We start from the raw sequence: 24,364 nt of genomic DNA on the forward strand, positions 1-24,364 counted from the left end.
TTAAATTAGGGCATATGAGAAAAGATTAAATTCTCATTATTAAAAAATACCACTCACACTGGGACAGTAAAATGAAAAATAAATTACTTGTTAAATCATATTTATCTATCGCTATTTTAAGTACCTTAAGTTTGAAAAGCTATGCTGAGGACGAAAAATACTCTTGGAATATTTCAGGTTGGATTAACGAAGGGTTAACCTATTACGATGATGGTGTTGGCAGTGATGTTGCCCAGCTTTCAGATAATGGCACCACACTTGGTAGTCGCATTACCCTATCGGGAGATTACAAACTTGAAGAGCATGGTTTAGACGTAGGGTTTGAAGTTATTATTGAACCGCTTTCCGGTACACCGAACTATGGTGGCGGCGGCCATCAAACACCACTGTTATTTGCCAATCAAGATAACTTAGACACCTTCAATGGTGGCGATATTGGGCTTCTAGGCAGTAGCCTTCATATTGGCGGCGATTGGGGAAAAGTCACTATCGGCTTACAAAGCTTACCCACTGATAACATTGCTGTACTTGCCGACCCATCCGGCACTATTTGGTCAGGTATTTCCCCATTGTTCAGAGCAAACGGTTTTTTCATTCGGGGAATAGACGAAGGCTCAACCAATGTGGCGTGGGGGCAATTTGCACAGTGCTTGGCCACCCCAGGACTGGGCATAGGCCTTGACTGTAACGGGATTTACCGCAATGGCGTACGTTATGATTTACCTAAAATGGGTAATTTTAGTGTAGCGGTAGGCTATGCAAACGATGAAATATACGATATCGCGGTTAAATACTCAGCTGAACATGGCGGGTTTAAAACAAACCTACATGGCGGGTATTCGGTGAATAAAGATGGCGGCACCAACGTGGGTGGCGATGGCTCTACGACCCTTCAATTTCAAGCCGGGGCAATGCACTTAGAATCTGGCATGTTTGGGGTGGCCACCTATCAAATGGAAGAAACTGATGACGCGGTTGTCGGTTCTGGTGATGACACGGATGCTTACTACTTTAAAGCGGGTATTCGCAAGCAATATAACGGGTTTGGTGATTCAGCATTTTACGCAGAATACGCAAGCTATAACGACCAATACGGTATGGCGCACTTAGATGGCGTAGTGGGCTCTGAACTGAGCCAATGGGGCATAGCAGCGGAACAGTATTTTGGTTCTCGTTTTCTTATTTACGCTAAGTATGAAAATTTGAGTTTGGACGTCACTGGCTCTGAAACTGCTCAATCAATATATAACAGCGCAGAAGATCTCACGCTTATTCAATTAGGCGGAACCATTTTCTTCTAATTGTTAGCTTAAATAGGGAGCAATTTTGTTCCCTATTTAAGTAGTTTTTTAGTGATAAGTGGCATTTCCAGTAAGCGGTTTTAAATAATGCTCAGCTTTAATTGGTACTCGATTATGATGAAATTAACGTTAAAAATTCAATTGGCTATTATTTCAATATTTTTCGCCACACCATCATTTTCATCAAATACTATTTTATGGAGTGAGGATGAAAATACGGTTATCAAAATACAAGACAATAATTTTGAAGGAAAAAAATCAAGAAAATTCGACATCACAGAAAGTGAATTAATAGCACAAAAAAATTCTCAACCAGTCGTGCTCAATGAACGAGATGTATTAAAATTCTTATCCAGTATAAAAATAGTAAAAAATAAAAATACTACTGAGCCACTATTTACAGAAGAACAACAAAGCAACCTCGCGAAATATTTAGCCATAGGCCTAAAAAAAGCGAGCCCCCAGCAAGATATTTTATTTTCGTTAGCGAGAGAAAAAAGAGCCCTAGGAGGGTTAAAGAAACAAACTTACTTTATTGCAGGTAGGGCGTTTTTCAACGATGGCTTGCTTAATCTCATCATTGGCGAATACAACCGACTAGCTAACAGCGCGTATGAAATGGCCTACGATCCCACCAACCAAGGCCTTGTTGAATACGACTTTAATTACGGTGACCGAGCTGCGTCGAAATTTCAATTTAGCGAAAAACTACAATTCACTTTTTCAGGTATGTCCATGAAGCCTGATAGAACTGATTGGGTAACCGTAAACCTAGAAGAGTTGCAGAAAACGATATCATCAACAGAGAACCTTAAGGAAGCGTTAAAACCGAATGAAGATACGCTAATAAAGAGATTCAAAACCCTTGAAAAACTTAAAAAAGAAGGGTTAATTACACAAGAAGAGTATGAACAAAAGCGCAAAGTACTTTTGGAAAATTTATGATGAATTTTAAGGCTTTTTTGTTATAAGACTTCGGTCGTATTTGCTTGCTCACGATGTAACTATTTTGTTAAAATAAATTTAACAAACATAGCGGTAGATTACGTATTGTGTGAGTGCATTTGGGTACTTACTGAGCTGAGGGTAGTAATAGTATGCAAAGAATTCTTATCATTGACGACCACCCTATTTTTCGTCACGCCATGGTGACGATACTAGGTAAAAAATTTCCTGATTCTCAAACCCTTGAAGCTAATTCGCTCTCTGAAGCGCTTGAGTTACTCGAAGCTGATGCTGCTTTCGATCTTGTGATGCTAGATTTAAATATGCCTGAAACCTGTGGGCTTAAAGGCTTACTTGAAATTAGGAATCAACACCCTAACCTGCCTGTTGTTATCATCTCAGCGGAAACCGAAAAACAAAACATTCTTCAAACCATTTCTTATGGGGCAGTAGGCTTCATATCAAAGAGCAGTAAAATAGAAGAAATTGCCACGTCGGTGGAATCTATTTTTGAGGGTAATGTATGCCTTCCTTCTGAAATTTTGCGGACATCGTCGGTAAGAAATCGCGTGAAAAAAGAAGATGCTATTTCGCTTGATCAAATTCGTTCATTAACCAGAAAAGAATTAGCTGTTTTGAAATATTTAACCCAGGGATTAGCGAATAAAGTCATCGCTTATGAGCTCAATATTTCAGAAACAACTGTGAAATCGCACGTTTCATCTATTTTGAAGAAATTAGGGGCAAGCAACCGAGTTAAAGTAGTGGCTAGCGCCGCCAATATCGACTTTAATCAGTACGTATTTAACTAGTAGGTGCTCGACAATAGATACTATAGCTAACGCCTGTTACCTTTCTGTTCGAATAAAAAGCACTTAAGAGACCGCCGCTTTAAGTGCTTGTTTCAAGCGCAGTGAATTAATTGGCTTGTGCAACAACTGAATATTCGTCCCTTCCAACTCATTTTCTAGCGCTTTAGAGTGATTGGCTGTACACAGCATAATTGGCATATTGGGCAGTGTTTGCTTAATATGTTTCGCAATTTCCAGTCCGTTCTCACCGTCATCTAAATGATAATCGACGATAAGCAGATCACAGTCGTCAAAGCTGTTACCCATCACTGCCATGCACTGGGCAAAACCAGAAAATGTAACCACTTCCATCCCCCAATTTTCAAATAGCGTTTGCATGGCTATTCGCATATTGGTGTCGTTGTCGATATGCCAAATTTGTTTATCAATGAGGTTATCAGGCAAGCTGTCTTGAGGCATGGCATCAACCGTTGCCTCGTGCTCAACTTCTTGAACAGAGGCTAAAGGCACCAATAAAGTAAAACAAGATCCTACCCCTTGCGTAGATAAAACGCTGATATCATGCTCTAGTAGACGACTCATTTTATCAACAATATAAAGCCCTAGTCCCAAACTGTAAGAATAATTAAAGTCATTTTCCAATCGACTAAATTCTTTGAAGATTACTTTTTGATCGTCGTTACTTATCCCCACTCCTTGGTCAAAAATACTGATTCGAAGGTGTTTGCCCATTGTTCTTGCCGTAAAAAGCACTTTCCCTTTTGCACCGTACTTCATTGCATTACTCAGTAAGTTACGCAAAATTCGTGACAGTAAACTTAAATCCGTATGGACTATAGCGTCTTGAAATTTGTAGCGAAAGTTCACCTGATAGTCATGGCTGATGTGGCAGAACTCCTCGGCTAACTGTGTTAGCAACGGGAGTGCATCCTCTCGCTGTTTATCAGGCTGCACTACACCGGCATCTAACTTTGAGGTTTCTATCAGTGTGCGAATTAGACTGTTCAAATCAGACAATGAGTTATCTAACGCACTAACGATTGGGCCTGCTGAGGCTTGCACTTGATCTCGTAAAGATTCATTAAACAAAATAGCCGCACTCAAGGGCTGCATTAAATCATGACTGATAGCCGCTAAAAACTTACTCTTAGAATTCATCGCTTCTTGCAGCGCAATATTCGCGTGATTAAGCTCTCGAGTACGTTTTTCAACATTTGACTCAAGCTGGTCTTTCGCAGCTTGTAGTTGCTGCTTACTTCTTACTTGTTCTGACACATCTGTAGCTAGAACAAAGTGCCCTTCTATTTCGTGCTTATCGTTAAAATGCGGTAAATAGACTTTTTGTAAGAAACCTGTTTCGCCCTGAGCATTGATTTCTTCACTTTGAAAGCTGACAATCTCCCCCCGATTAACCCGTTCTACATAATGGATAAGCCGAGGATATACCTGCTTTAAGTGGCTTTGTTCCATTGCGACGCCATACAAAGGCTCCTCCCCTAAGCCATACCAATCTCGATAACCTTTATTGGTGTATAAAAAGTTTTTATTTGTGCCAATATAGGCGATAAGCGCAGGCACATTATCGGTGATCATGCGGATCCAGCTTTCGTTCTGCTTTAAGGTTTCCGCATACTTATGCTGGGACGTTACATTAGTAAAGGTGCACAGGGTGTTACCATCGGGCAGCATGGTAATACGTCTATCTACTACCAAGTTTTCGTTGATGATTTGGGTGGTATCACCCGTTTTTTCAAGGTTTAACCCGCTCCAGTCAGTATGCATTTGCAGGGAATAGATGTTCTTGCAATCGAACATTGTTTGCTTCGACAGATTAGATTGGGTTAAAAACGTATCGTTCCAAAAGGCAACGCCCCCCTCTTGGTTAATTAGTAATATGCCAACATCAACACTATCAATGAGGCTTTGCAGCAGTTTATTTTTCTCTTTGATGACCTGCTCATACCGGTTCGACTCATTCAGTTTCACTTCGGTAATATCGTTGAACAAGATAACTTTACCGCCTTCTTGGGTGCGACGAATAGTGAGCTGATACCACCTGCTATTAGACAACTGGTAGATAATGCGACCTTCTGAATCAGGAGGAAGCACCCGTCGGATAACTCCTAAATGCTTTGCATGTTGGGTAATATCATAATAGTTATCGCCAATTTGGGGCGTAATGGTCAGATTGTCCCACACTGTGGTGAAGTGACGATTAAAATAGATTACTGCACCCTTGCTGTCGAGTAACACCATGGCTTGGTTTATACTTTCAATAGCATCATTCAAGCGCTGCTTTAACTGGTTAGTTTCTTGATGGGCTATTGCTATTTCGGCATTCGATTTTTCTAACTTTTGTAGTACAACTTGCAGGGCTTCGGTCTTTTCGTTTACTTTTTCTGATAGCTGCACTGCATGCTCAAAGGCACGGTAACTATGGTGATTGAACCCACCTTCTTCGATGCGATACATGAGTGCAGCGTTAATTTTTTCAAGCTTTTCGTTTTCATCAACTTGGCGTGTGAGTTCGCGACGAAGCCTCTCTAGTTCAGTTTCCTCGTGCGCCTTGTTCACTTCAGTCTCGATGTGCGACTCACTTTTTAGCAAAATACACCCCCGTGAAGGTCTGGTTTAAATGTACCGAATGTATATGTTCACCATAAGCATTAAACCCAGCTACTTGATATTTATTTTGTAGCCGCTGAATTTCAGCCGTTTTTTTATTTTGCTCTATTTCTAAGCGCCGCAAAAAGCAATCACACGTATACACAAACTCGGCTTCTCCCAGTTCCTTGCTCAGGGTGTCTAACTTTTGCTCCATAGCATCAATACAGTCACCAAGCTGCACAAAGGTGAGAATGATGCCGATATCTACCGCACAATAAAAAGTAATAGCGTTGGTGGCCAAATCGACTTTTTGTATCGAGCGGATAAAATACCTATCCCCTACCAGCACCGCCAATGGAAATACTGAAAACACATCAGGGGTTAAATCAGCAGCCTTTAGCCCAAGTAAACTCGCATAGTATTGTGCAGCTGGTTCGCCGTTAATCTCATAGACTGTGCGAGATTCAGGATCTGCCTTGGTGACCACCAGCTTAGATACTGGCGAGTCTATGTGGTCGACTGAAAAAACAGAGAAAGGTTTACCGGTTCCCACCAACATTAATACTGCGGCGTTCTGGTGAAACTCACCTTGATAAAAAACATAGGTCGCTTCAAGTTTTAAATCGTCTCCGGCACTTCCTCCTAAATGAGGAATATTGCCGAACGCGGTAGCAAACGTTTCAAGGAAATGCTCCTCGTGGCGGGTAAGCCCGTCTAATACAGAAATCACAAAATGTTGATTGGTATCGTATCGCCTATCTCTTGCCTGCAAGGTGTTACGCAATCCACTTGCTGTGTCGTGGGCTTCGTCGAAATTAATTTCGTCTAAGTTTGAAACTAGCGCGGTAGCTATGGAAAACTCGCATTTTAAAAAAGCCACAACAACTAAGCTTTCAGTACAATACCCGTTTTTATTAAACTCTCCTGCGCTAGTGCAACCTACTGTGGGCACATTGGCAAACAGCGATGTCATTTGCTGCGCAACTTCATCTAAATCAAAGGATGTGGATGTATGGAAAAGTACTAACTCTATTTCATCTAGTCTGGCTTTAGATAATATTTCATTGGCAACATCGTGACACGCATCTGCCGCTACATATGTTGCAAACGGTGACTGACTGGCAGGTTTACTCAGCGCGGACAGGATGGAAGTTTTTGACACGTGTTGGCACCTTATTTTTCTTATATTTATCAATTTTGCATAGATTGGGATTATCTAGCGTTACGACACATTCAAAGCACTGTACGCATTCTGCGTAATCAATACTGCCGTCTTGCTCGATGGCATCTACGCCGCACTTCTTCTGCTTACACAGTTGGCAAGGGTTACCACATTCTTTACGACGCTCTAAAAGCTTCACTAAAGGAAAGCGGCCTAAAATCGCTAAACCGGCTCCTAACGGACAAAGGTAACGACAATAGACTTTGTGAATTTTTAAGCTTAATCCTAAAAGTAAAAGTGCATAGAGTACGAACGGCCAGTAGCGCACAAAGTAGAGTGTGATAGAGGTTTTAAATGGCTCTATCTCGGCCAGTTTCTCGGCCAATGTCAGTGAGTAAAACGACGTTGCAACCAAGACAACAAGCACGACATACTTAAGTTTTTGCGCATATTTATGATGTTTTGGCTTTATTCGAATCTGCCTTATTTTTAACTTTTGTGCAACAACTGCCATAACCTCCTGAAGCGCCCCAAAGGGGCATAACCAGCCACAATAAAGCCCGCGCCCCACAATAAACAACGACACAAATACAAAGCACCACAACACAAAGATGACAGGGTCTAGCAAATAGACTTCAATAGAAAAGCCATCGGCCAAATCGAGTAACAATGTATAGATATTGACGACCGACAATTGCCCTTGTGCATAGATACCAATAAAGAACAAAACAAAAAGCAGTGATGCCCCTCTGACTGCATGCACCATGCGCGTGTATTTCATAAGCTTTCGTTGGAAACCAAAGAACAATGACAGCACAATTAAGTAAGTAATTGTAATACTGAGTTCTAGCCACCTGCTTTTCCATAATTGCTGCCAAAGCGGCATAGCAGTGCTTTGTTGTGCCTCGGAATTCTCCATAAATAGCACGTCAGGTAATAAGAAAGTGTGGTTAAACAGGTGCTCATCTTGCTCCATAAATCGAGGACTAAAGGGCAAGCTAATGGAGGCCGTCATTTCTTGGTCAAGTGACAGCCCACCTTGTGATTTAATCCTAAGTATCTTTATGGTTTTAAACTCTGGTATCGGTTGCTTGAAGCTAGGATCGTAAAAACTATAAAAATCTAGGTCCCTAGCATCAATAGTAAATGCCGATTGGGATAGGCGAAAAAACTCAGGTGCGGTTTGGGGGATAAATTCATCACTGACAAAACTAAAGCCGTGAGTATTTATTATGAACAAGGCCACTTCGCCTGGTTTCAAGCTTTCTTGTAACCTGGCGTATTCATCGTTGCTTAAAAGATTTTTCCCCACAACGGGTATACTAAGAAAGCCGTAATAATGCTCAGAAAATAAAGGTACTTGAGGGTCGGAAAAGGTATTTGCAGCGTCAACGATTTCGGTGGCAAGGCCATCTAATTCATTACGATAAATGGTTTGTTTTTGGATATAACCGGCTTTTACAAGTTGCTCAAAGGTTAGCGCTTCAAAATAGTCAGGGTTAATAATGCGTGAGCTCGGTACCACAAAACCATCTAGCTTAGCCCGGGCTACTGCCAATGCCGATGTTACGATGGTATCGTTAATGACCAATACTGATACCGTCGCTTTAGTCACACCATCAAAGTAGGTCGCATTCTTGCCTACATGACTCTTGCCCCCAACGACAAAGCGCTCTTTCACGTTGTGGTTCTTATACTGTGCAATAAAGTCTCTGAGTGACTGCTCTCCCAATCCATGCAAAAAAATAGGTTCACTGTGTTTTTTAATGGTCAGATCGACAAAATTACCTTGGGTATCTAGCCCAATTAACACATTAACAGGCTTACCCGAGAAACCAATAAAATCGACAAAATTTTTCGATTCAAATACATACCCTAGCAATTGCTGCAATTGATAAACCGGTGTTACGTTGATGTCAGCGTGCTCAGCGCCTACACGGGTAGCGGTAGGAAAAATGCGGTGTACTTCTTCGGGGATCTCAGTGGCGTCTGACTGCGCGAAGACTAACGATATTGAGGTTATCGCAACAAAAAGGAATAAAAGCGCTTTCAACATAACAAAATAAGGCAGCACATAAGTGCTGCCTTCCCGCTTAATTAAAAGAAGCCAAGTGGGTTGATGTCGTAACTCACCAACAAGTTTTTAGTTTGCTGATAGTGATCCATCATCATTTTGTGAGTTTCACGGCCTATTCCCGACTTTTTATAACCACCAAATGCGGCATGCGCTGGATAAAGGTGATAACAATTGGTCCACACGCGCCCAGCTTCAATAGCGCGTCCTACTCTAAAGGCAATGTTCGCGTCTCGGCTCCAAAGGCCGGCACCTAAACCAAAGCTAGTGTTGTTTGCAATTTCAATCGCTTCTTCTTCAGTTTTAAAAGTTTGTACCGCGATAACGGGGCCAAAAATTTCTTCTTGGAACACACGCATTTGGTTGTGCCCTTTTAGAATAGTGGGCTGAATGTAGTACCCTTTATCTAAACCTGGTAATTGTTCTTTTTCACCGCCAGTAACAACTTCAGCGCCCTCAGATTTACCTATATCAATGTACTTAAGGATTTTATCGAACTGTTCACTAGACGCTTGCGCACCTACCATAGTCTCGGTATCAAGCGGGTTACCACGTTTAATTTTGTGGATTTTTTCAATCACTTTATCCATGAAGGCATCGTAGATATCTTCATGGATAATTGCCCGTGAAGGACAAGTACACACTTCCCCCTGGTTGAAGTAACCCAATACTAAACCTTCGGCACATTTATCAATGAATTCAGGTTCGTGATCCATAATGTCTGGGAAGAATAGATTCGGCGATTTACCGCCTAGTTCAACCGTAGATGGAATAAGGTTTTCAGCTGCGCAGCGAAGAATATGTTCGCCTACTGGTGTTGAACCAGTAAAAGCAATTTTGGCAATTCGCGTACTTGTAGCAAGCGCTTGGCCCGCCTCTGCACCAAAGCCATTTACAATATTCAGCACGCCCGGCGGTAGTAAGTCTTGAATAAGTTCAGCAAAGACCAAAATAGACACTGGCGTTTGTTCTGCAGGTTTTAACACCACGACGTTACCCGTTACGATAGCCGGTGCGAGTTTCCACGCCGCCATAAGGAGTGGGAAGTTCCACGGAATGATTTGGCCGACGACACCGTATGGTTCGTGGAAGTGATAAGCCACTGTGTTCTTATCAATTTCGCCGATAGTACCTTCTTGGCTACGTATACAACCAGCATAATAGCGGAAGTGGTCAGCGGCTAATGGGACGTCTGCGTTAAGCGTTTCGCGCACGGCCTTACCGTTATCCCATGTTTCCGCTACCGCAAGCATTTCAAGATTAGCTTCAATACGATCGGCTATTTTTAAAAGAATATTTGAACGTTCAGCGACTGACGTATCCGCCCACCCTTTTTTGGCAGCATGAGCAGCATCAATGGCTAGCTCGATATCTTCAGCAGTAGAACGTGGGATTTGTGCTATATCGCTGCCATCTACAGGCGACGTAGTGATAAAGTATTCACCTTTAACTGGCGCAACCCATTCACCACCGATAAAATTACCATAACTTTCTTTGAAACTGACTACTGAACCTTCACTTCCTGGATTTGCGTAAATCATAATGACACCTTTTTTGAATGCTTAGCGCGTTAACACGCTGCTAGTTATCGTTTACTGTGTCATTTGATAATCGTACTTTTGCAGCCAATCTACCATAATGCGATAGACCGATTTGGCTCCTACTTTAGGAGGGGAAAAGAAGTCTATGCCTTGCCAATATAGCCATGCTTGGTGGCAAGCTCGGTAAATTCTGAAGGGGTTGTATTTAACTTTCGCTTTATCACTGTTAGCGCGTTTGACACTGTTTTCACAGACAAGGCTAATTCATTGGCAATATCAAAACGGGTTTTCCCCATCGCGGTTGCTATGAAGATTTCGAACTCACGCTTCGTTAATTTTGCCGCAATATCAACATCAGCATTTAACAACTGATTAGCCAAATTTACCGCCAATGAACGTTCTATATATTTTTGCCCTTTGGCTACCACTTTTATGGCTGATATAAGCGTATCTGGCGGGCTACTTTTGCTGATATAACCCATAGCACCTGTTTGCATGGCGCGCTGCAATATAGCGCAATCTTCAAACATACTAAAAAATATGATTTTTAAACTAGGCTGCGAGGCTAAAAAGTCAGGCGCGAGTAATAAGCCGCTCTCTTTCGCAAGATTAATATCCAGAACCAAGGTGTCGATAGTATGTATTCTAAGTAAATGATGAGTTTGCTGGCCATCAACGGCTTCTAAAACCGTATATTCAGGCAACATGGCATTTAGCAAAGCTTTATAGCCTTCTCTTACTACTGCGTGGTCATCTACTAGTAAGATATTCATGCCACGTTAACCTGGCGCAAGTCTTCAGTTTCCAATAAACATAAAGATAACTGAACCCTTACACCGCCCTCTTTGTGTAATTCTACCGCGCAGGTAGCACCAATACACCTGGCCCTACTGTGCATAGATGACATGCCAATACTTTCAACGGCATTCCCGTCAAATCCTTTGCCGTCATCTCGAATATTGATAGTAAGCCCTTGCTCGTCACCGGCTATGTGTACCCATACTTTTGACGCATCAGCATGTTTTACCACATTGTTAATAGCTTCCTGAACAAAGCGATAAATATGAATGTCTCGCTCATGCTCTTGGGCAAATTTGTTCAAATTGATAGAAACTTGCCATTCAATTTGAGGGTGGGCTAACTCCTGTTCAAATACCAATTTTTCAAGGGATTGCTGTAACGATACCCTGTCTAATACTAACGGGTGAAGATGAGCAGTTAAGTGACGAATGGCGTCACTAATTTGCTGGCTCATGGTCTGCACTTTATGGGCCGACAACTCAAGAACACTGGGCTCATTTGAATTCACTAAAATATAGGCGTGGGCTTTAATAGTGGTAAGTAGCTGCCCTACATTGTCGTGTAACTCCCTCGCTAGGTAGCTTCTTTCTTGTTCTTGTAACAGCGCAAGTTTTTTGTCTATTTTAACTAACTGCCTTTCTTTGTTTTGTAGCGAACCTTGAAGGCGTTGGAATTGCCCAATAACACGCTTTACTTCTTTAATATCACTGTCTTCAAAATCATTCGTCGCTTTGCCATCTACTAGTTGTTGCAAAGCGTCACCTAATTGATTTAAGGGCTTCAAACGCTGCGTTACGGCAACCTTAAGCGTAAATAGCAACACGCTTAGCGTTGTAAAAAACAACGCGGCCACTAGCCAAAATAGGTTCATATTTTGCACCAACTCGGCAGTATCGTGGGCTCTTACCACCAAATATTGATTTTCATGGATGGGGATATAGATAGGTTGATTGTCAGAATGATAATTAGTAGGCATGGATAACCGACCAGTAAAGCCTGTTACCGATAAATGCGGGCTTTGCTCTGCCACTGCTTTAATATCCTTAGCATTCATATTCGCTTTGAGCATCTCTTGCACTTGGTTTAGCGCACTTGATGTTTCATCGCTTATATTTTGGCGAATTTGGAAATAGACCGAACAGGAAAAGACAATAAAACACACGATAAAGACGGCCACGATGGCACTGGATATTTTCTTAAATCCCGACATGGCAACACCATAAACACAAAATAGACGTGTCTATGCTAACCATTCATCGTTAACAAACACATCCTGCAATAGCGCTGTTTTATTCATTCAAAAGGAGGAGAAGATAGCGGCGGCCAGCTAGATAATCACCCATTTTACCGGTGCTAAGCCGCCAGAAGTACTTTAGTGAAGTTATAAAAATGCTACGAGAGACTCTGACACAGCTTCCGGTTGCTCATCAGTAACCCAATGTGCCGCGCCTTCTATCCATTTGATAGACGAATCAGAGATGGTATCCGCTAACATTGGTGCATATTTCGGTTTCTGAAACTCGTCCTTATCACCCCACAGAATCAGTGTTTCATGGGGAAGGTTATGCAATGCACCCGCTATCGCTTGAGTGTACTCTTTGTTAAGCCTACGCATATTTCGGAAGAAGGCAGACTTCCCTTTTTCATTACTCCACGGCGTAATGTATAAATCTATCATCTCTTTAACCGGCACTTTGTCTCCATAAACGCCGTTTGGAATGAAATCTTCAAGAATACCGCTAAACTTTTCCACACTAGTGCTTTCTTCGAAGCCAGGCTCTAGCATGGGTTCAAATTCGGGAATGGGCCAAGAGTCGAAACAAACGCTGTCAATTAATACTAGCTTGCTCACCTTTTCAGGAGCGTTCACAGCCATCAATTGTGCCACACCACCACCGATGTCATGCGCCACTACATGTGCGCTAGCTATACCCAAGGCGTCCATCAACTTTAAAATGATTCGACATTGCGCGTTAATGGATACATCCACATCAGTTGGCATGTCTGACTCACCATAATTGAGAAGATCGGGGGCAATCACTCTGTGTGTTTGACTAAGAGATGGAATTATATTGCGCCAAAGAAATTTGTTAGTCGGTATGCCATGCAAAAGAAACACTGGCACGCCTTCACCAACATCCTGATAGGCAATATTATGACCCTCAATTTTAGCGTATTGCGTTTCAACAACCGTATTAGTACTCATTAAACCCTCCTAGTTTGTCTGCCATCGCTAATCTGCAAAAAAAGACAAGTTTGCGTCTCTCATCTTGTTCTTGCTCACATAATTAGTACCAATGCCGATGAGCGAGAGATCAAAAGTGATTGGTTCGTCGAACTGCAACTACGTTTACAAACTTTTAGTGTCTAGGGGAAATTGATAAGTGAATATTTATGTCGTCTTTGGAAACCGGGTTCGAAATTTTTTATGAATAATCAGATATGTTAATTCCGAACAGATGAAACCAGTAAAAAATGAACATTAAATGTTAACCAATTGATAATTTTAAGCGCAAAAAACCATCTCAAATTGTTGACCAATACACCCTATATGCTATAACTAATAGAAGATAAAATCCTTCAAACCCTTAGTTTTTGAGCGCCTTCGGCTGCAAATAGCATAAATTTAATCTCGTTGGTGCACATAAATATATGATTTGATAAGCCTCTTTTAACAAATACTTCTGTATTTGTAGAATAAGACGTAGAATATCCTGAATTGATTGTTTTAAATGGTAGGTTTTGTTAGCGGATTTAGCAGAACAAACGTAGCTAGGCACCGGTATGCTTGAACCTTTTAAAGCAATTGAATTGTGTTGAACAATAAGTACAATTTAACCGATTAAGTTGTATCTGTTTGTACCTAATTATTGCAGTTATAAGGTTTAGTTGATGAAAAATCGTCGCATGTTCTGGCATATCGTTGAAAAAATAGAAGCGCAAATCGACGCTGGCCGATATCCCCCTGGAAGTCGCTTGCCGCCAGAAAGAGAACTTGCTGAAAATTTTGATGTCAGCAGACCAACCATTAGAGAAGCCATTATTGCACTTGAGGTGCGAGGCCGCGTGGAAGTTAAAGTAAGTTCTGGTGTGTATGTGCTAGACAATCAGCCTCAACAAAGTGAAGTACAACGTATTAGTGCTTTTGAGCTTACTCAAGCGCGCGCGCTGGTTGAGGGCGAAGCGGCAGCACTGGCCGCGCTTTCAATAACCGATGAAGAGCTTAATAGTCTTAACGACACCCTTATTGCAATGGAAAATGACGACGAGCCGGAAAAAGCCGATAGAGAATTCCACTCTATTATCGCCAAGGCTACTCGTAATAACGCGCTGTTGTTATCTATTCAACATTATTGGAAGTTAAGAGAATCTCAACCTCAAATCATATCGTCGTACAAAAGCGTTTGCGGTACCAGTAGTCAAGACCGGCTAGAAGAGCACAAGCGTATATTTATGGCGTTAAAATCACGTGATTCACAAAGCGCGCGAACCGCCATGCATGGACATTTTAATCGATTGATTAATGCTTTATTTGAAGCCTCAGAGGCCAAAGCCTTGGAAGAAATTAAAAAGAAATCAAGCGAAACCCGAGACCGATACTCTATTACTCATTTAGTCGGTTAAGCCGACAGCTCGAACCTATCACTTAATATTAAGCCGTTTAATTCACCTTAAGCGGTTTTTTTACGTCTGTACAACCCTCCTTCTAGAAAATATTCAGTAACCAAAACCTTCACACCAGCAGACTTACCAAAGTGTAAGAATAATAAAAAATTTTGGTATGACATAAGTGTTGGATAAAACTATCCACGCGCTTATACTTGAAACTTATTAATTACATTGCGTTTACATTAAGGAGTGCGCTGTGTTGTCTCAAAAAGCACTGACCAATCAATCTTACCTTTCCCTTTTTACGAGTTCATTACTCGTTCCACTACTGCTAACCGGCTGTGGTGGCGGTGGAAGCTCCGGCAGTACATCTCCTGTCACAACACCCACTCCACCCGCTGTTGAAACACCTGTAACTGAAGTTTGCGCTAACAAAATACATACCATAGTCAGTGCAACCGATGATGGCAGTTCGGCAACAGAGTTTTCGCCTGCGAATGCTATCGATGGAAACACCGCTTCAATATCAAGATGGTCTAGCGATGGGGTAGATAAAGCCCTCACTCTTGACTTAGGAACAACTGAAACCGTTGGCGCGCTTACCATAAAGTGGTTTGAAGGCGCTGAACGGGTTGCCAGCTTTTCGGTTGAAACCTCTATTGATCAGAACACATGGGTTACTGTTCTCACTCAAGCTGAATCAAAAGGTAACCAAAGTGGCTTCGAACTCGTCAATGTCGACTCATCGCAAGCACGCTATGTCAGAATTATTGGGTTAGGTAACAGTGAAAACACCAACAACGGTATTGTTGAAGTACAAGTTCACCATTGTGAAGACGCCACAGGGCTATTTACCGATGTGTTGCCGAACGAGGTAGGTATTGAACTTGTGGATTGGTATTTAAGTGTTCCAACCGACGAGGACGATAGTGGCACGTCTGACTCTATCTCGGAAACTGAGCTTGCTGGCGGTTACAGTAACTCAGAGTACTTTTATGCGTCAGGTGATAACGGCATCGTTATGCGCTCACCAAGCTATGGCTTTAAAACCTCAACAAACACTAACTATGTACGGGTCGAGTTGCGTGAAATGTTACGAAGAGGCGACCGTGCTATTAGTACCCAAGGAGTAAACAAGAATAATTGGGTATTTGGCAGTGCATCCGCAGTAGGGCAAGCGGATGCTGGCGGCATAGATGGTGATTTACGTGTAACCCTTGCAGTAAACGATGTGACTACCACCGGTGAAAACTATCAAATTGGCCGACTAGTGATAGGTCAAATACATGCCAATGATGATGAGCCAATTCGCTTGTATTATCGCAAGCTACCGGGTAATGAACTTGGTTCAGTGTACTTTGCCCACGAGAGCCGCGTTGAAGACAGTGAAGGTGATAATATTGAAACCTATGTCGAACTCATTGGCTCAAGAAGCAATTCAGCCAGCAATCCTGTTGATGGCATTGCTCTGAATGAGAAGTTTAGTTACCACATAAATGTGAACGTAAACTTACTGACCGTGACCATTAGCCGTGAAGGTAAAGCTGATGTTTCTGCACACTATGATATGAGTGAAAGTAAGTACGATGAAGACGGTCAATATCATTATTTTAAAGTGGGTGTATACCACTTAAATAACTCGAGCGATCCTGACGAATTTGCGCAAGCTACATTTTACGAGATTAAAAATAGCCATACAGGTTATGTGCAAAGTGAGTGAATATAACCAGTAAATCAAACTATCAACTACTCTTCTAAGCTGAACATTCTATTTGCTGCTTCCCTAATGAAAAAGACCGCCTTTGTGGTCTTTTTTGCATTCGTACAGATTTGTAATTGTTTAGGGAAGTGTTCTACTCTGTCGCCTTTTTTAAGGAGACATTTATGCGAATCACTCAGCTCCTGCTGTCAATTTCTATTCTTTTTATGCCCAGTGCCCTTGCTGAAGTAAAAATAAAAGGGTCAGTGATAATTTATACTGGCGAAATAACATCAGAACAAACACAAAAAGCCATTGCACTATTTGAACAGTACCAACATAAGATCACCGAGATATCGATGACCAGTGGTGGCGGTAACATAAACGCAGGTATGGAATTAGCAGAATTCATTTTGGCACATAGACTCGACGTACGCATTCCCAGTTTCTGCTTCTCTTCATGCGCGAACTATGTGTTCGTTGCGGGAAAACACAAATATATTGGCGACAATGCCATTATTGGCTGGCATGGAGATGCAGCATCAGCGCGCTGGCGAAATTCAGACATAGATGCCATGGTTACGCATTTAAAAAGCGGTGCAAAAGAAAAACAGTGGCAAGAATATCGAGCTTACTACGACAATGTTATTGAAGAGGCCGTTAAGCGGGAAACTGCCTTGTATGAAAAGTTACACCTTGATAAAAACATCATGCAAATAGGGCTTAGTGGAGATTTAATGAAGGCCATTATTTCTAACCGAGCACGTGGCTGGAGTTTCAATATAGAGGCTATGCGGGAATTAGGCGTATCTGGACTACCTATCGATTCTACTTGGTCACCTAAGTACCACAAAAACTTCCCATTAATAGGAGTAGAAAGCCCCCTCAACACAAATGATAATGGTTAGCATTTACATTGGCATTTCAAAAAGATAATATACGCGCCTTTGGGAATTCTTGAGGCGTATACAGTGTCAAAAAAAATTATTAGAAATTCATTGTCTTTGCTTATTGCATCGTCATTAGCCGCGTGCGGAGGTGGAAGTGATGGTGGCAACTCTGCACCAACAGTAGAAAGTTCAACACTTGCATTTCAGCTTAACGAAGATTCACAGCTCACCGGGCAAATTATTGCTTCTGATACTAATGGTGATGTTCTGGCATTTGGCTTAGGCCAATCTCCTGCAAATGGAAGCCTTTCAATTGATCAAAATGGCGCTTTCATATTTACACCTAACAGCAACTTTTTCGGCGAAGATAGCGCACAAATAGTGGTCTCTGATAGCATTGACGAAGTGCGGGTTGACCTCTCTTTTACCATACAGAATATCAATGACTTACCTGAAATTGTGACGTCAAGCGTAGCTATATCGAGTACTGGCGAAACTGAAGGGAAAATAGAAGCCATTGATGTCGACGACGACGTTTTGGTATTTGAAGTTGTAACCCAACCGAGTTTAGGTACTGTAGTTATCGACAGCGCAACTGGCGCTTTCACTTACCAACACCCTGGCATCGAAAATGTCTCTGATAGTGTGATTATCAGCGTCAGCGATTCCATTGGTGATCCTGTGGTTGCCACTGTATCTTTGTCTCCATCCTATGTCAGCAATGACGACAAACTCGCTTATTACTATGCATCTTCACACTCTCACTTAGCAAAAGCCGAAAGTTACATTAATAGCGACAGTGCCGACGACACTACTGAAATTACTGATGCAGAGATCACCGCAGATGTTTATAGTGAACTTGCCGTTGGCTATACAGAAGCAGGGTTCCCCGAGCTTGCTGAATCAAATGCCATTAGCAACATCATAGACCGCCCTACTCGTGCCAGAGCTTATTTGGATAGCGCAGTAGAACTAGATGCACTAGGTGATACAGACCAAGCGAACGCATTTAGAACCAAAGCGATAGCACAGTACAATGCATATATTGCCGAAATTGGTATTACTAATATTCGCTCCACTGATGCTTTGTTTTACTTAGAAGCGGTACGTTCATATGTAAAGGCAGAGCAGAGCGAAGAGGCCACCGACCTATTTTCTGTCATTCGAATTTACGCAGATGCCAACCTTGATGAAGAGTCTCCTCACACCAGCGCCTACGGCTATTTCTTACAAGCTGCAAAAGATTATGCCGAAGAGCGCGTGGCCATTTACCTTGAGGCCTCAACTCAAAATAACTTTGATTTTGCATACGAAGCAATAAACTTTCAACGTTCACTAGCTGAACAAGGAAGCTATCAGGAGCGCCCGGATTATCGCTACTATCAAGTTAAAACCTTCCACTTAGTCGATGCTACACGATCAGCTCACTACCTCTCCCTAGTGGGTGACGACATCAATAAGGCGTCAGCAGAAACGCTTGCAAAATCACTTTTAGCTCTTAGTTTAAGCTTATATAGCGATATTGATTACGACGAAAACTATGCAATGCCAGCAGACGAATACGCGCAATACACCCTGCTGCGTTACCCAACGGGGGTTGGTTTGCTATCAGGCATTTTTAATGCGCTTTACCCTGATTATGTCAATGCGAATAAAGATGATGGTTACCTAGGTAATTTACCCATTAAACTCGTAACTGAAGAAGAGGGAGTCAACGACGCAGATACACTTAGAGCTTACCGAGATCATTACGCCTACCAACTGCTGAACGATGCAAAAAATGGTATCGCTCTGGATGAAACTATCAATAAAATTGAGACTTTGTTTACAACCACTTACACCGACACCGAATATGCGGCAGAAGCGTTAGTCGAACAGGACCACTTGGGTATTCTTGATCAGCGAGCTGCATGGCTGTTGTCTTATGCGGGCTATAACGAGCAAGCAAAATACGTTATATCCGAAGCTATTCGCATTGTAAGCACGACGCCTTACCTAGAAGATGTTAACTATAGCCTAGATAAAATGGTCGATGATCAGGGATGTCTTCGTTATGTCAATTTATATCAAAAGTTCGGGGGAGAAAGTACCGATATCACAGCGCCTCTGGCAGCCTGTGAGAACATACTAACCACGTATTTTAGTGATGACACTTATATTAGTGATGCAAATCGTGTAACGGGTTTACTGACGGGTGCATCCATTTACGAACTTGGCGGTAAGACCGAAAATGCCATTCAAATATTAGATGATGCAAGCGAACTGGCAACTACGTTAGAAGATTTCGAAACCCAGCTAGAGCATCGTATTGAAGTCACGAACACTTACGCCTCTTTGGGTTATCTAGAACAAGCGCTTTCACAGTTTGTCGCGCTGACGGATGACGCGATTGCATTACTAGACAATACCCCTGATATTACCGAGCGCGTTGAAGCGGTAGACGATATTCTTGGTGAACTAGAGTATGCCTACGAACCCGATGATGAGAACTCTTTTACCGGAACGTATCAACTGTTTGAAGCGGTTAAACGCCATGCAGGTAACAACACCCAATATGCGCAAGCCATTGCAGCTTTAAATGAGAAGGCGCAACAGGTACAAGCAGCCATTCTTACCCATACTAGCGACTTTGCAGATAACGAAAAACTATCCGTATATGAACAGCTCATTGAACAATATAGTTGGCTTACGTTATTCGATGAGGCAACTGCACTGGCACAAAATGCGATTTATACCGATGCAGATCGAAACTCACTGTTTGCTAACATTGCTATCCAGGCTGCAACAAAAGACGACTTCCCTGCTTCAACAGTGGCCAACGTAGATACGGATGCTGATGGACTACCTAACTTTTTCTTATCCAATGCTACCGAGCAAGACATTATTTTGTCGGGCTTAATTGCAGATACAGATGCCGATGGAGACGGCCTTGTAGATCAAGAAGACCTTAGCCCACTAGATCCAAACTAACGGTAGGTGCAAATTACAATGTTAAATAAAGCAGCTCAAAATGGGCTGCTTTTGTCGTTGGTTGCACTGAACAGTGCAGCTTTCGCTCAAGAGCAGTCGGTCGGTACCCGCAGTGCCATTAGCGCAACTAGCGATGCAAATACCTCCATAAAAACGACTTCATCGTGTGTAAGTAAAGATGCAGTTTCGCGCGAGGCAAGAGATGATCTGAACGCATGTGTTCTTCAATCAAAAGAAGAGATGGTTACAAAAATAGAAAAAATTGAAGTGTTTGGTCAGTACATTGGTCTACAAGTTCCCGAGGTCGAAGGGCGTTTTTACCTCGATCGACAACTCATAGACGCTGCCCCTCGAACAGGGGGAGATTTTACGGAACTATTAGAGTTACTACCAGGCATTGAGTTAGGTAGTGAGCGCTACGACGCAGATGAACAGGGCGAAATTGGGGCACAGCGGGTGTCAATAATGGGAGCGCAGCCTTGGCAAACAGGTTTCTTCATTAACGGAGTTAACTTTAATAGCCGACAAGATCCTGAAACCTATCGCGATAATGATGTGCTAGTTAACGATATAGAAGGCACGACACAAGCTTTCAATATTAACCAACACATTCTTGAATCGATCACGGTTTATACTAACAATATTCCCGCTCGTTACGGTAGCTTCAGTGGCGGTGTCGTTGATGTTGAAACACGCGAAGCACGCTCTGATAAAGCGAGTTTCAGTACTTCTTTTCGTACGTCGCAAAGCGAATGGAACAACTATCATGTGTTTCTTGAAGAGGACGTCATTGAAGGTGACACAGACGAACCTGTAGAGCCTCAATTCAAAAAAGAAGCACTCAATATTAACGCAGAAATACCACTGGGTGAGCATTATGGGCTATTAATATCAGGCAACTATACAACCAGTGAAATCACTAAGCTTTCTCTCAATCAGCCAGTACTCACCGAACGAGAGAATACCAACTTATTGGTAAGCTTAACGCAAAGAAACCTAGGTGTGGATAAGGTAAAACTGACTTTTAATTATTCCCCCTATGAAAGTCACGATATTGTAACCAATGCGCTAGACAGCGAGTTTACGATTAAAGGTGGTGGCACCAATGCTACGCTATCTCTCCAACACGCGTTTCAGCATTTCTCTGTCGATTCGCGAGCGAGCTACACAACTAGTGACAACTCTAGGCGCGCTAATCCACATTTCTATAAATGGGCGAAAGCCACAGGGCGTGCGTGGGGAATTGGCGACCCGACTGAAGAAACCAGTATTTCACAACAAGGTGGCTATGGTGATCTTGATAAAAAACAACAAAACATCAACCTAGAAACTACGCTTCGCTTTGACACTTTTTCTGCACTGGGAACCAGTCATAATATCGAATGGGGCGTACAATTTCAGGATGAAAACCTTACCAGAGAGCGCTTTTACGACACCTATATCTATGAATCTGCGGTCACTGGTGTATCTAACTTGGACTGTAACGGCGCATTATTCGATTGTGTAGAGCTTGAAACCTCTATCTCAATCGAAGAATTAGAAGCACAACTGGGTGCACCATTAGATTTCTCTAATCCAAACCATATTCTTGCCTATTCCGACATTGTTACCGCTTCACCCCAGTACTTTTCTATTCGAGCAGTCTACCCAGAAGAATACTTAGATGTGGGCGTACAAGTGCTTTCAACCTACCTTACCGACACTATTGAAGTGGGTAACTTCAATTTGAATTTAGGCGTTCGAGTAGACTATGACGACTTTCTTAAAAACGTCAATATTGCACCACGACTAAGCGGTGGCTATCAATTATTCGGTGAAACCGACACGCTTCTTACATTTGGTATTAACCGCTACTACGACGCAAACTTGCTTACCTATAAAGTAAAAGAGCAACAAACCCCATTTATCTATCAGCGACGTGCCATTTCAACCAACGGTGCACTACAAGAATGGCAAAACTTGTCGGCAGCATCTGACACTAGGTATATTTATAATGATCTCGATACCCCATTCAACGACGAAATTGCACTTGGTTGGAAGCAAGCAACAGCCTTAGGTAACTTTTCAGTAGAATACACAAAGCGCTGGCAGCGCGATCAGCTTCTTCGGACAGGCTCCCCTGATTACAATCCCGAAGATGGGTTCTATTACCAAAGCCAATCTAATAACGGTAAAGGGCAAAACAGTCGAGTGTCATTGTCATGGGCGGCACTGTTTGATATTCATAGTCTGTCGTTTAATACCAGCTATATTCTTTCAGAAAGCTATTCTGGGTCTGAGGAAGAAGACATAGAAGATGCTTTATTGAGCGACCTTATCTTCTTAAAAGATGGGGACGGCGCACTGAAAGAAACTACGCTGTCGAACTTAAACATCATTGAATCAGAGTTTTCTCGGCCGCTTTCGATAAACTTCATATGGGCAACGAACTGGTCTGAGCAACTGGCCACGAGCGTAACAGGTACCTTTAGAACAAGTTATGAAGACTACACATTAACCGAGGATGTATCACCTACCTCCCAGTTAGGCAGGTTATCGTCACAAATTAGTGCAGAAGAGACCTTTAATATTCCTATTTACGCACGCGTAGATTATCCAAGCCGTTTACTTTTTAATGCATCCTTCAAATACTCACCAATGGTATTCGAAGACAACGCGTTGCAGTTCAGGCTTGACCTACAGAATATATTTGACCAGCGCACCTACGCCGTAGCTCCCGGCAATTCGGGTATCGAAATAGGCCGCTCAGTTTGGTTAGAAGTAGGTTACGAATGGCGATAATGCGCAACCTCATTACGGTATTATTAGTGGTTGCGACCTCTTATGATTTACGCGCAAGCGAACCGGGAGATACGCTACGCCAATGGTATGCATCAAAGCAAGTGGATTGGCCCAAAGCCATTACTGCCGATGGTAGAAAGCCTATTAGATTGGGCCCCCTTTTACCCAAGGGGCCCCAAGCCAATGAAGAGATTATCGCCTTAGGTAAATCATTATTTCATGATCCTATTTTATCAAAAGACAATACCGTGAGCTGTGCATCATGTCACGATAGTTCGACATTCTTTCAAGATGGAAAAGGCCAATCGGTTGGGGTAAGAGCGCAAAAAGGGACGCGAAATGCACCTCCTATTTTCGGGGTAGATCACTGGAAATCCTTTTTTTGGGATGGCAGGGCGGCGTCTGCAGAAGAACAAGCATTGATGCCTATCGAAAACCCAATCGAAATGGACTTACCCGTAGCTAAGGCTGTCGAAAGGCTAAATTCTCACACTGCGTACCCAGTAAATTTCAAACAAGCTTTTGGAACCGACACCATTGACAAGACACTTCTTGCCAGTGCCCTCGTCGCTTTTGAAAGAACCATCCCCGCACCAGATACACCTTATCAAGAGTTTATTACTGCGGTAAGTAAAGGCGACACTAATGCTCATTTGATGCTGCCTGATAAAGCCCTCTTAGGGTTGCACCTTTTTCGCACCAAAGCTAAATGCATGAGTTGTCATGAGGGGCCGTTATTAAGTGATAACCAATTTCATGTAACCGGGTTTCATCTATACGGCCGCCCTTTTGAAGATGTAGGCAGAATAGATGCGACCGGCAAGATTGAAGATATTGGGAAATTTAGAACCCCTTCGTTATTGGGAGTCACACATACCGCGCCATGGATGCATAATGGGCTATTCATCGAATTTACTCCATTGATAATGCAATACAATAAAGGAGGGTTCAGGCCTAAACCCAAAGGCCGACTTAAAGATGACCCCCACTTCCCAATAACAACTTCTTTAATAGAACCCCTAGGGCTTGATAAAGACGAAATAGATGCACTGGTTGTTTTTCTAAAAACACTCTAGCTTTTCATCAAAAAAAATGGCTGCCCGTCATTACAACGGGCAGCCATTCATTTTGCAGTAAGGAGTAGAGTCGCTTAATCAACCCTATCCGTTCAC

At 42.4% G+C, this 24,364-nt stretch carries 16 protein-coding genes; 9 read left to right on the plus strand and 7 right to left on the minus strand.

From position 1 onward, the window contains the following. Positions 1 to 71 precede the first annotated feature (71 nt). The 3 genes from AV939_RS16445 (at position 72) to AV939_RS16455 (ending at position 3,058) form a co-directional block, all read left to right on the plus strand. A complete protein-coding gene (locus AV939_RS16445) occupies positions 72 to 1,301 on the plus strand; it encodes a hypothetical protein (protein WP_057789561.1) in 1,230 nt (409 codons plus the stop codon). A gap of 114 nt (positions 1,302 to 1,415) precedes the next feature. Beyond that, positions 1,416 to 2,246 (plus strand): SHOCT domain-containing protein, encoded by an 831-nt coding sequence (locus tag AV939_RS16450; protein WP_057789559.1) that lies wholly within the window; start codon positions 1,416 to 1,418, stop codon positions 2,244 to 2,246. 152 nt (positions 2,247 to 2,398) lie between these two features. After that, positions 2,399 to 3,058, plus strand: coding sequence for a response regulator (locus tag AV939_RS16455; RefSeq protein ID WP_057789552.1), 660 nt, complete (start codon positions 2,399 to 2,401; stop codon positions 3,056 to 3,058). A 63-nt stretch (positions 3,059 to 3,121) separates the two neighbouring features. Here AV939_RS16455 and AV939_RS16460 read toward each other — a convergent pair whose 3' ends face one another. The 7 genes from AV939_RS16460 to AV939_RS16490 all read right to left on the minus strand — a co-directional run bounded on the left by AV939_RS16460 (position 3,122) and on the right by AV939_RS16490 (position 13,449). Beyond that, complete coding sequence (locus tag AV939_RS16460; RefSeq protein ID WP_082604817.1) at positions 3,122 to 5,665, minus strand: hybrid sensor histidine kinase/response regulator; 2,544 nt, start codon at positions 5,663 to 5,665, stop codon at positions 3,122 to 3,124. Beyond that, positions 5,652 to 6,827, minus strand: a complete 1,176-nt coding sequence (gene nosP, locus AV939_RS16465) for a nitric oxide-sensing protein NosP (protein ID WP_057789550.1) — start codon at positions 6,825 to 6,827, stop codon at positions 5,652 to 5,654. The genes AV939_RS16460 and nosP overlap by 14 nt, the downstream gene beginning before the upstream one ends. Next, entirely contained in the window at positions 6,793 to 8,883 is a 2,091-nt protein-coding gene (locus AV939_RS16470; RefSeq protein ID WP_057795908.1) for a 4Fe-4S binding protein, read from the minus strand. Before AV939_RS16470 ends, nosP begins: the two co-directional genes overlap by 35 nt. A gap of 41 nt (positions 8,884 to 8,924) precedes the next feature. Beyond that, positions 8,925 to 10,442 carry an acetaldehyde dehydrogenase ExaC gene (exaC, locus tag AV939_RS16475; protein ID WP_057789547.1) on the minus strand — a complete coding sequence of 506 codons (1,518 nt, stop codon included), beginning with the start codon at positions 10,440 to 10,442 and terminating at the stop codon, positions 8,925 to 8,927. Between the two features lie 143 nt (positions 10,443 to 10,585). Next, positions 10,586 to 11,215 carry a response regulator transcription factor gene (locus AV939_RS16480; protein WP_057789544.1) on the minus strand — a complete coding sequence of 210 codons (630 nt, stop codon included), beginning with the start codon at positions 11,213 to 11,215 and terminating at the stop codon, positions 10,586 to 10,588. Continuing rightward, positions 11,212 to 12,453 (minus strand): sensor histidine kinase, encoded by a 1,242-nt coding sequence (locus AV939_RS16485; protein ID WP_057789542.1) that lies wholly within the window; start codon positions 12,451 to 12,453, stop codon positions 11,212 to 11,214. The genes AV939_RS16480 and AV939_RS16485 overlap by 4 nt, the downstream gene beginning before the upstream one ends. A gap of 171 nt (positions 12,454 to 12,624) precedes the next feature. Next, complete coding sequence (locus AV939_RS16490) at positions 12,625 to 13,449, minus strand: alpha/beta fold hydrolase (RefSeq protein ID WP_057789540.1); 825 nt, start codon at positions 13,447 to 13,449, stop codon at positions 12,625 to 12,627. A gap of 686 nt (positions 13,450 to 14,135) precedes the next feature. On the opposite strand from AV939_RS16490, the gene AV939_RS16495 reads away from it, so the two are divergent. From AV939_RS16495 to AV939_RS16520, 6 genes are all read left to right on the plus strand, one after another. Continuing rightward, positions 14,136 to 14,867, plus strand: a complete 732-nt coding sequence (locus AV939_RS16495; protein ID WP_057789538.1) for a FadR/GntR family transcriptional regulator — start codon at positions 14,136 to 14,138, stop codon at positions 14,865 to 14,867. Between the two features lie 241 nt (positions 14,868 to 15,108). After that, positions 15,109 to 16,572, plus strand: coding sequence for a polysaccharide lyase family 7 protein (locus AV939_RS16500; RefSeq protein WP_061997896.1), 1,464 nt, complete (start codon positions 15,109 to 15,111; stop codon positions 16,570 to 16,572). Positions 16,573 to 16,736: 164 nt separating this feature from the next. Then, a complete protein-coding gene (locus AV939_RS20310; RefSeq protein WP_197427683.1) occupies positions 16,737 to 17,459 on the plus strand; it encodes a hypothetical protein in 723 nt (240 codons plus the stop codon). A gap of 63 nt (positions 17,460 to 17,522) precedes the next feature. Next, the gene (locus AV939_RS16510; protein WP_057789534.1) at positions 17,523 to 20,411 is read left to right on the plus strand and encodes an Ig-like domain-containing protein; all 2,889 of its coding nucleotides are present in this window, start codon (positions 17,523 to 17,525) and stop codon (positions 20,409 to 20,411) included. A gap of 18 nt (positions 20,412 to 20,429) precedes the next feature. Further along, complete coding sequence (locus AV939_RS16515; RefSeq protein WP_057789532.1) at positions 20,430 to 23,192, plus strand: TonB-dependent receptor plug domain-containing protein; 2,763 nt, start codon at positions 20,430 to 20,432, stop codon at positions 23,190 to 23,192. Next, positions 23,183 to 24,268 (plus strand): cytochrome-c peroxidase, encoded by a 1,086-nt coding sequence (locus AV939_RS16520; protein ID WP_063456787.1) that lies wholly within the window; start codon positions 23,183 to 23,185, stop codon positions 24,266 to 24,268. The genes AV939_RS16515 and AV939_RS16520 overlap by 10 nt, the downstream gene beginning before the upstream one ends. Positions 24,269 to 24,364 lie beyond the last annotated feature (96 nt).

Source organism: Alteromonas sp. Mac1, from assembly GCF_001562125.1.
Taxonomy (GTDB): domain Bacteria; phylum Pseudomonadota; class Gammaproteobacteria; order Enterobacterales; family Alteromonadaceae; genus Alteromonas; species Alteromonas stellipolaris.

Coding starts and splice junctions, on each gene's coding strand:
- AV939_RS16455 (WP_057789552.1), top strand. CDS start 2,399: ATGCAAAGAATTCTTATCATTGACGACCACCCTATTTTTCGTCACGCC.
- AV939_RS16480 (WP_057789544.1), bottom strand. CDS start 11,215: ATGAATATCTTACTAGTAGATGACCACGCAGTAGTAAGAGAAGGCTAT.
- AV939_RS16520 (WP_063456787.1), top strand. CDS start 23,183: ATGGCGATAATGCGCAACCTCATTACGGTATTATTAGTGGTTGCGACC.
- exaC (WP_057789547.1), bottom strand. CDS start 10,442: ATGATTTACGCAAATCCAGGAAGTGAAGGTTCAGTAGTCAGTTTCAAA.
- AV939_RS16470 (WP_057795908.1), bottom strand. CDS start 8,883: ATGTTGAAAGCGCTTTTATTCCTTTTTGTTGCGATAACCTCAATATCG.
- AV939_RS16515 (WP_057789532.1), top strand. CDS start 20,430: ATGTTAAATAAAGCAGCTCAAAATGGGCTGCTTTTGTCGTTGGTTGCA.
- AV939_RS16495 (WP_057789538.1), top strand. CDS start 14,136: ATGAAAAATCGTCGCATGTTCTGGCATATCGTTGAAAAAATAGAAGCG.
- AV939_RS16445 (WP_057789561.1), top strand. CDS start 72: ATGAAAAATAAATTACTTGTTAAATCATATTTATCTATCGCTATTTTA.
- AV939_RS16490 (WP_057789540.1), bottom strand. CDS start 13,449: ATGAGTACTAATACGGTTGTTGAAACGCAATACGCTAAAATTGAGGGT.
- AV939_RS16485 (WP_057789542.1), bottom strand. CDS start 12,453: ATGTCGGGATTTAAGAAAATATCCAGTGCCATCGTGGCCGTCTTTATC.
- AV939_RS20310 (WP_197427683.1), top strand. CDS start 16,737: ATGCGAATCACTCAGCTCCTGCTGTCAATTTCTATTCTTTTTATGCCC.
- AV939_RS16450 (WP_057789559.1), top strand. CDS start 1,416: ATGATGAAATTAACGTTAAAAATTCAATTGGCTATTATTTCAATATTT.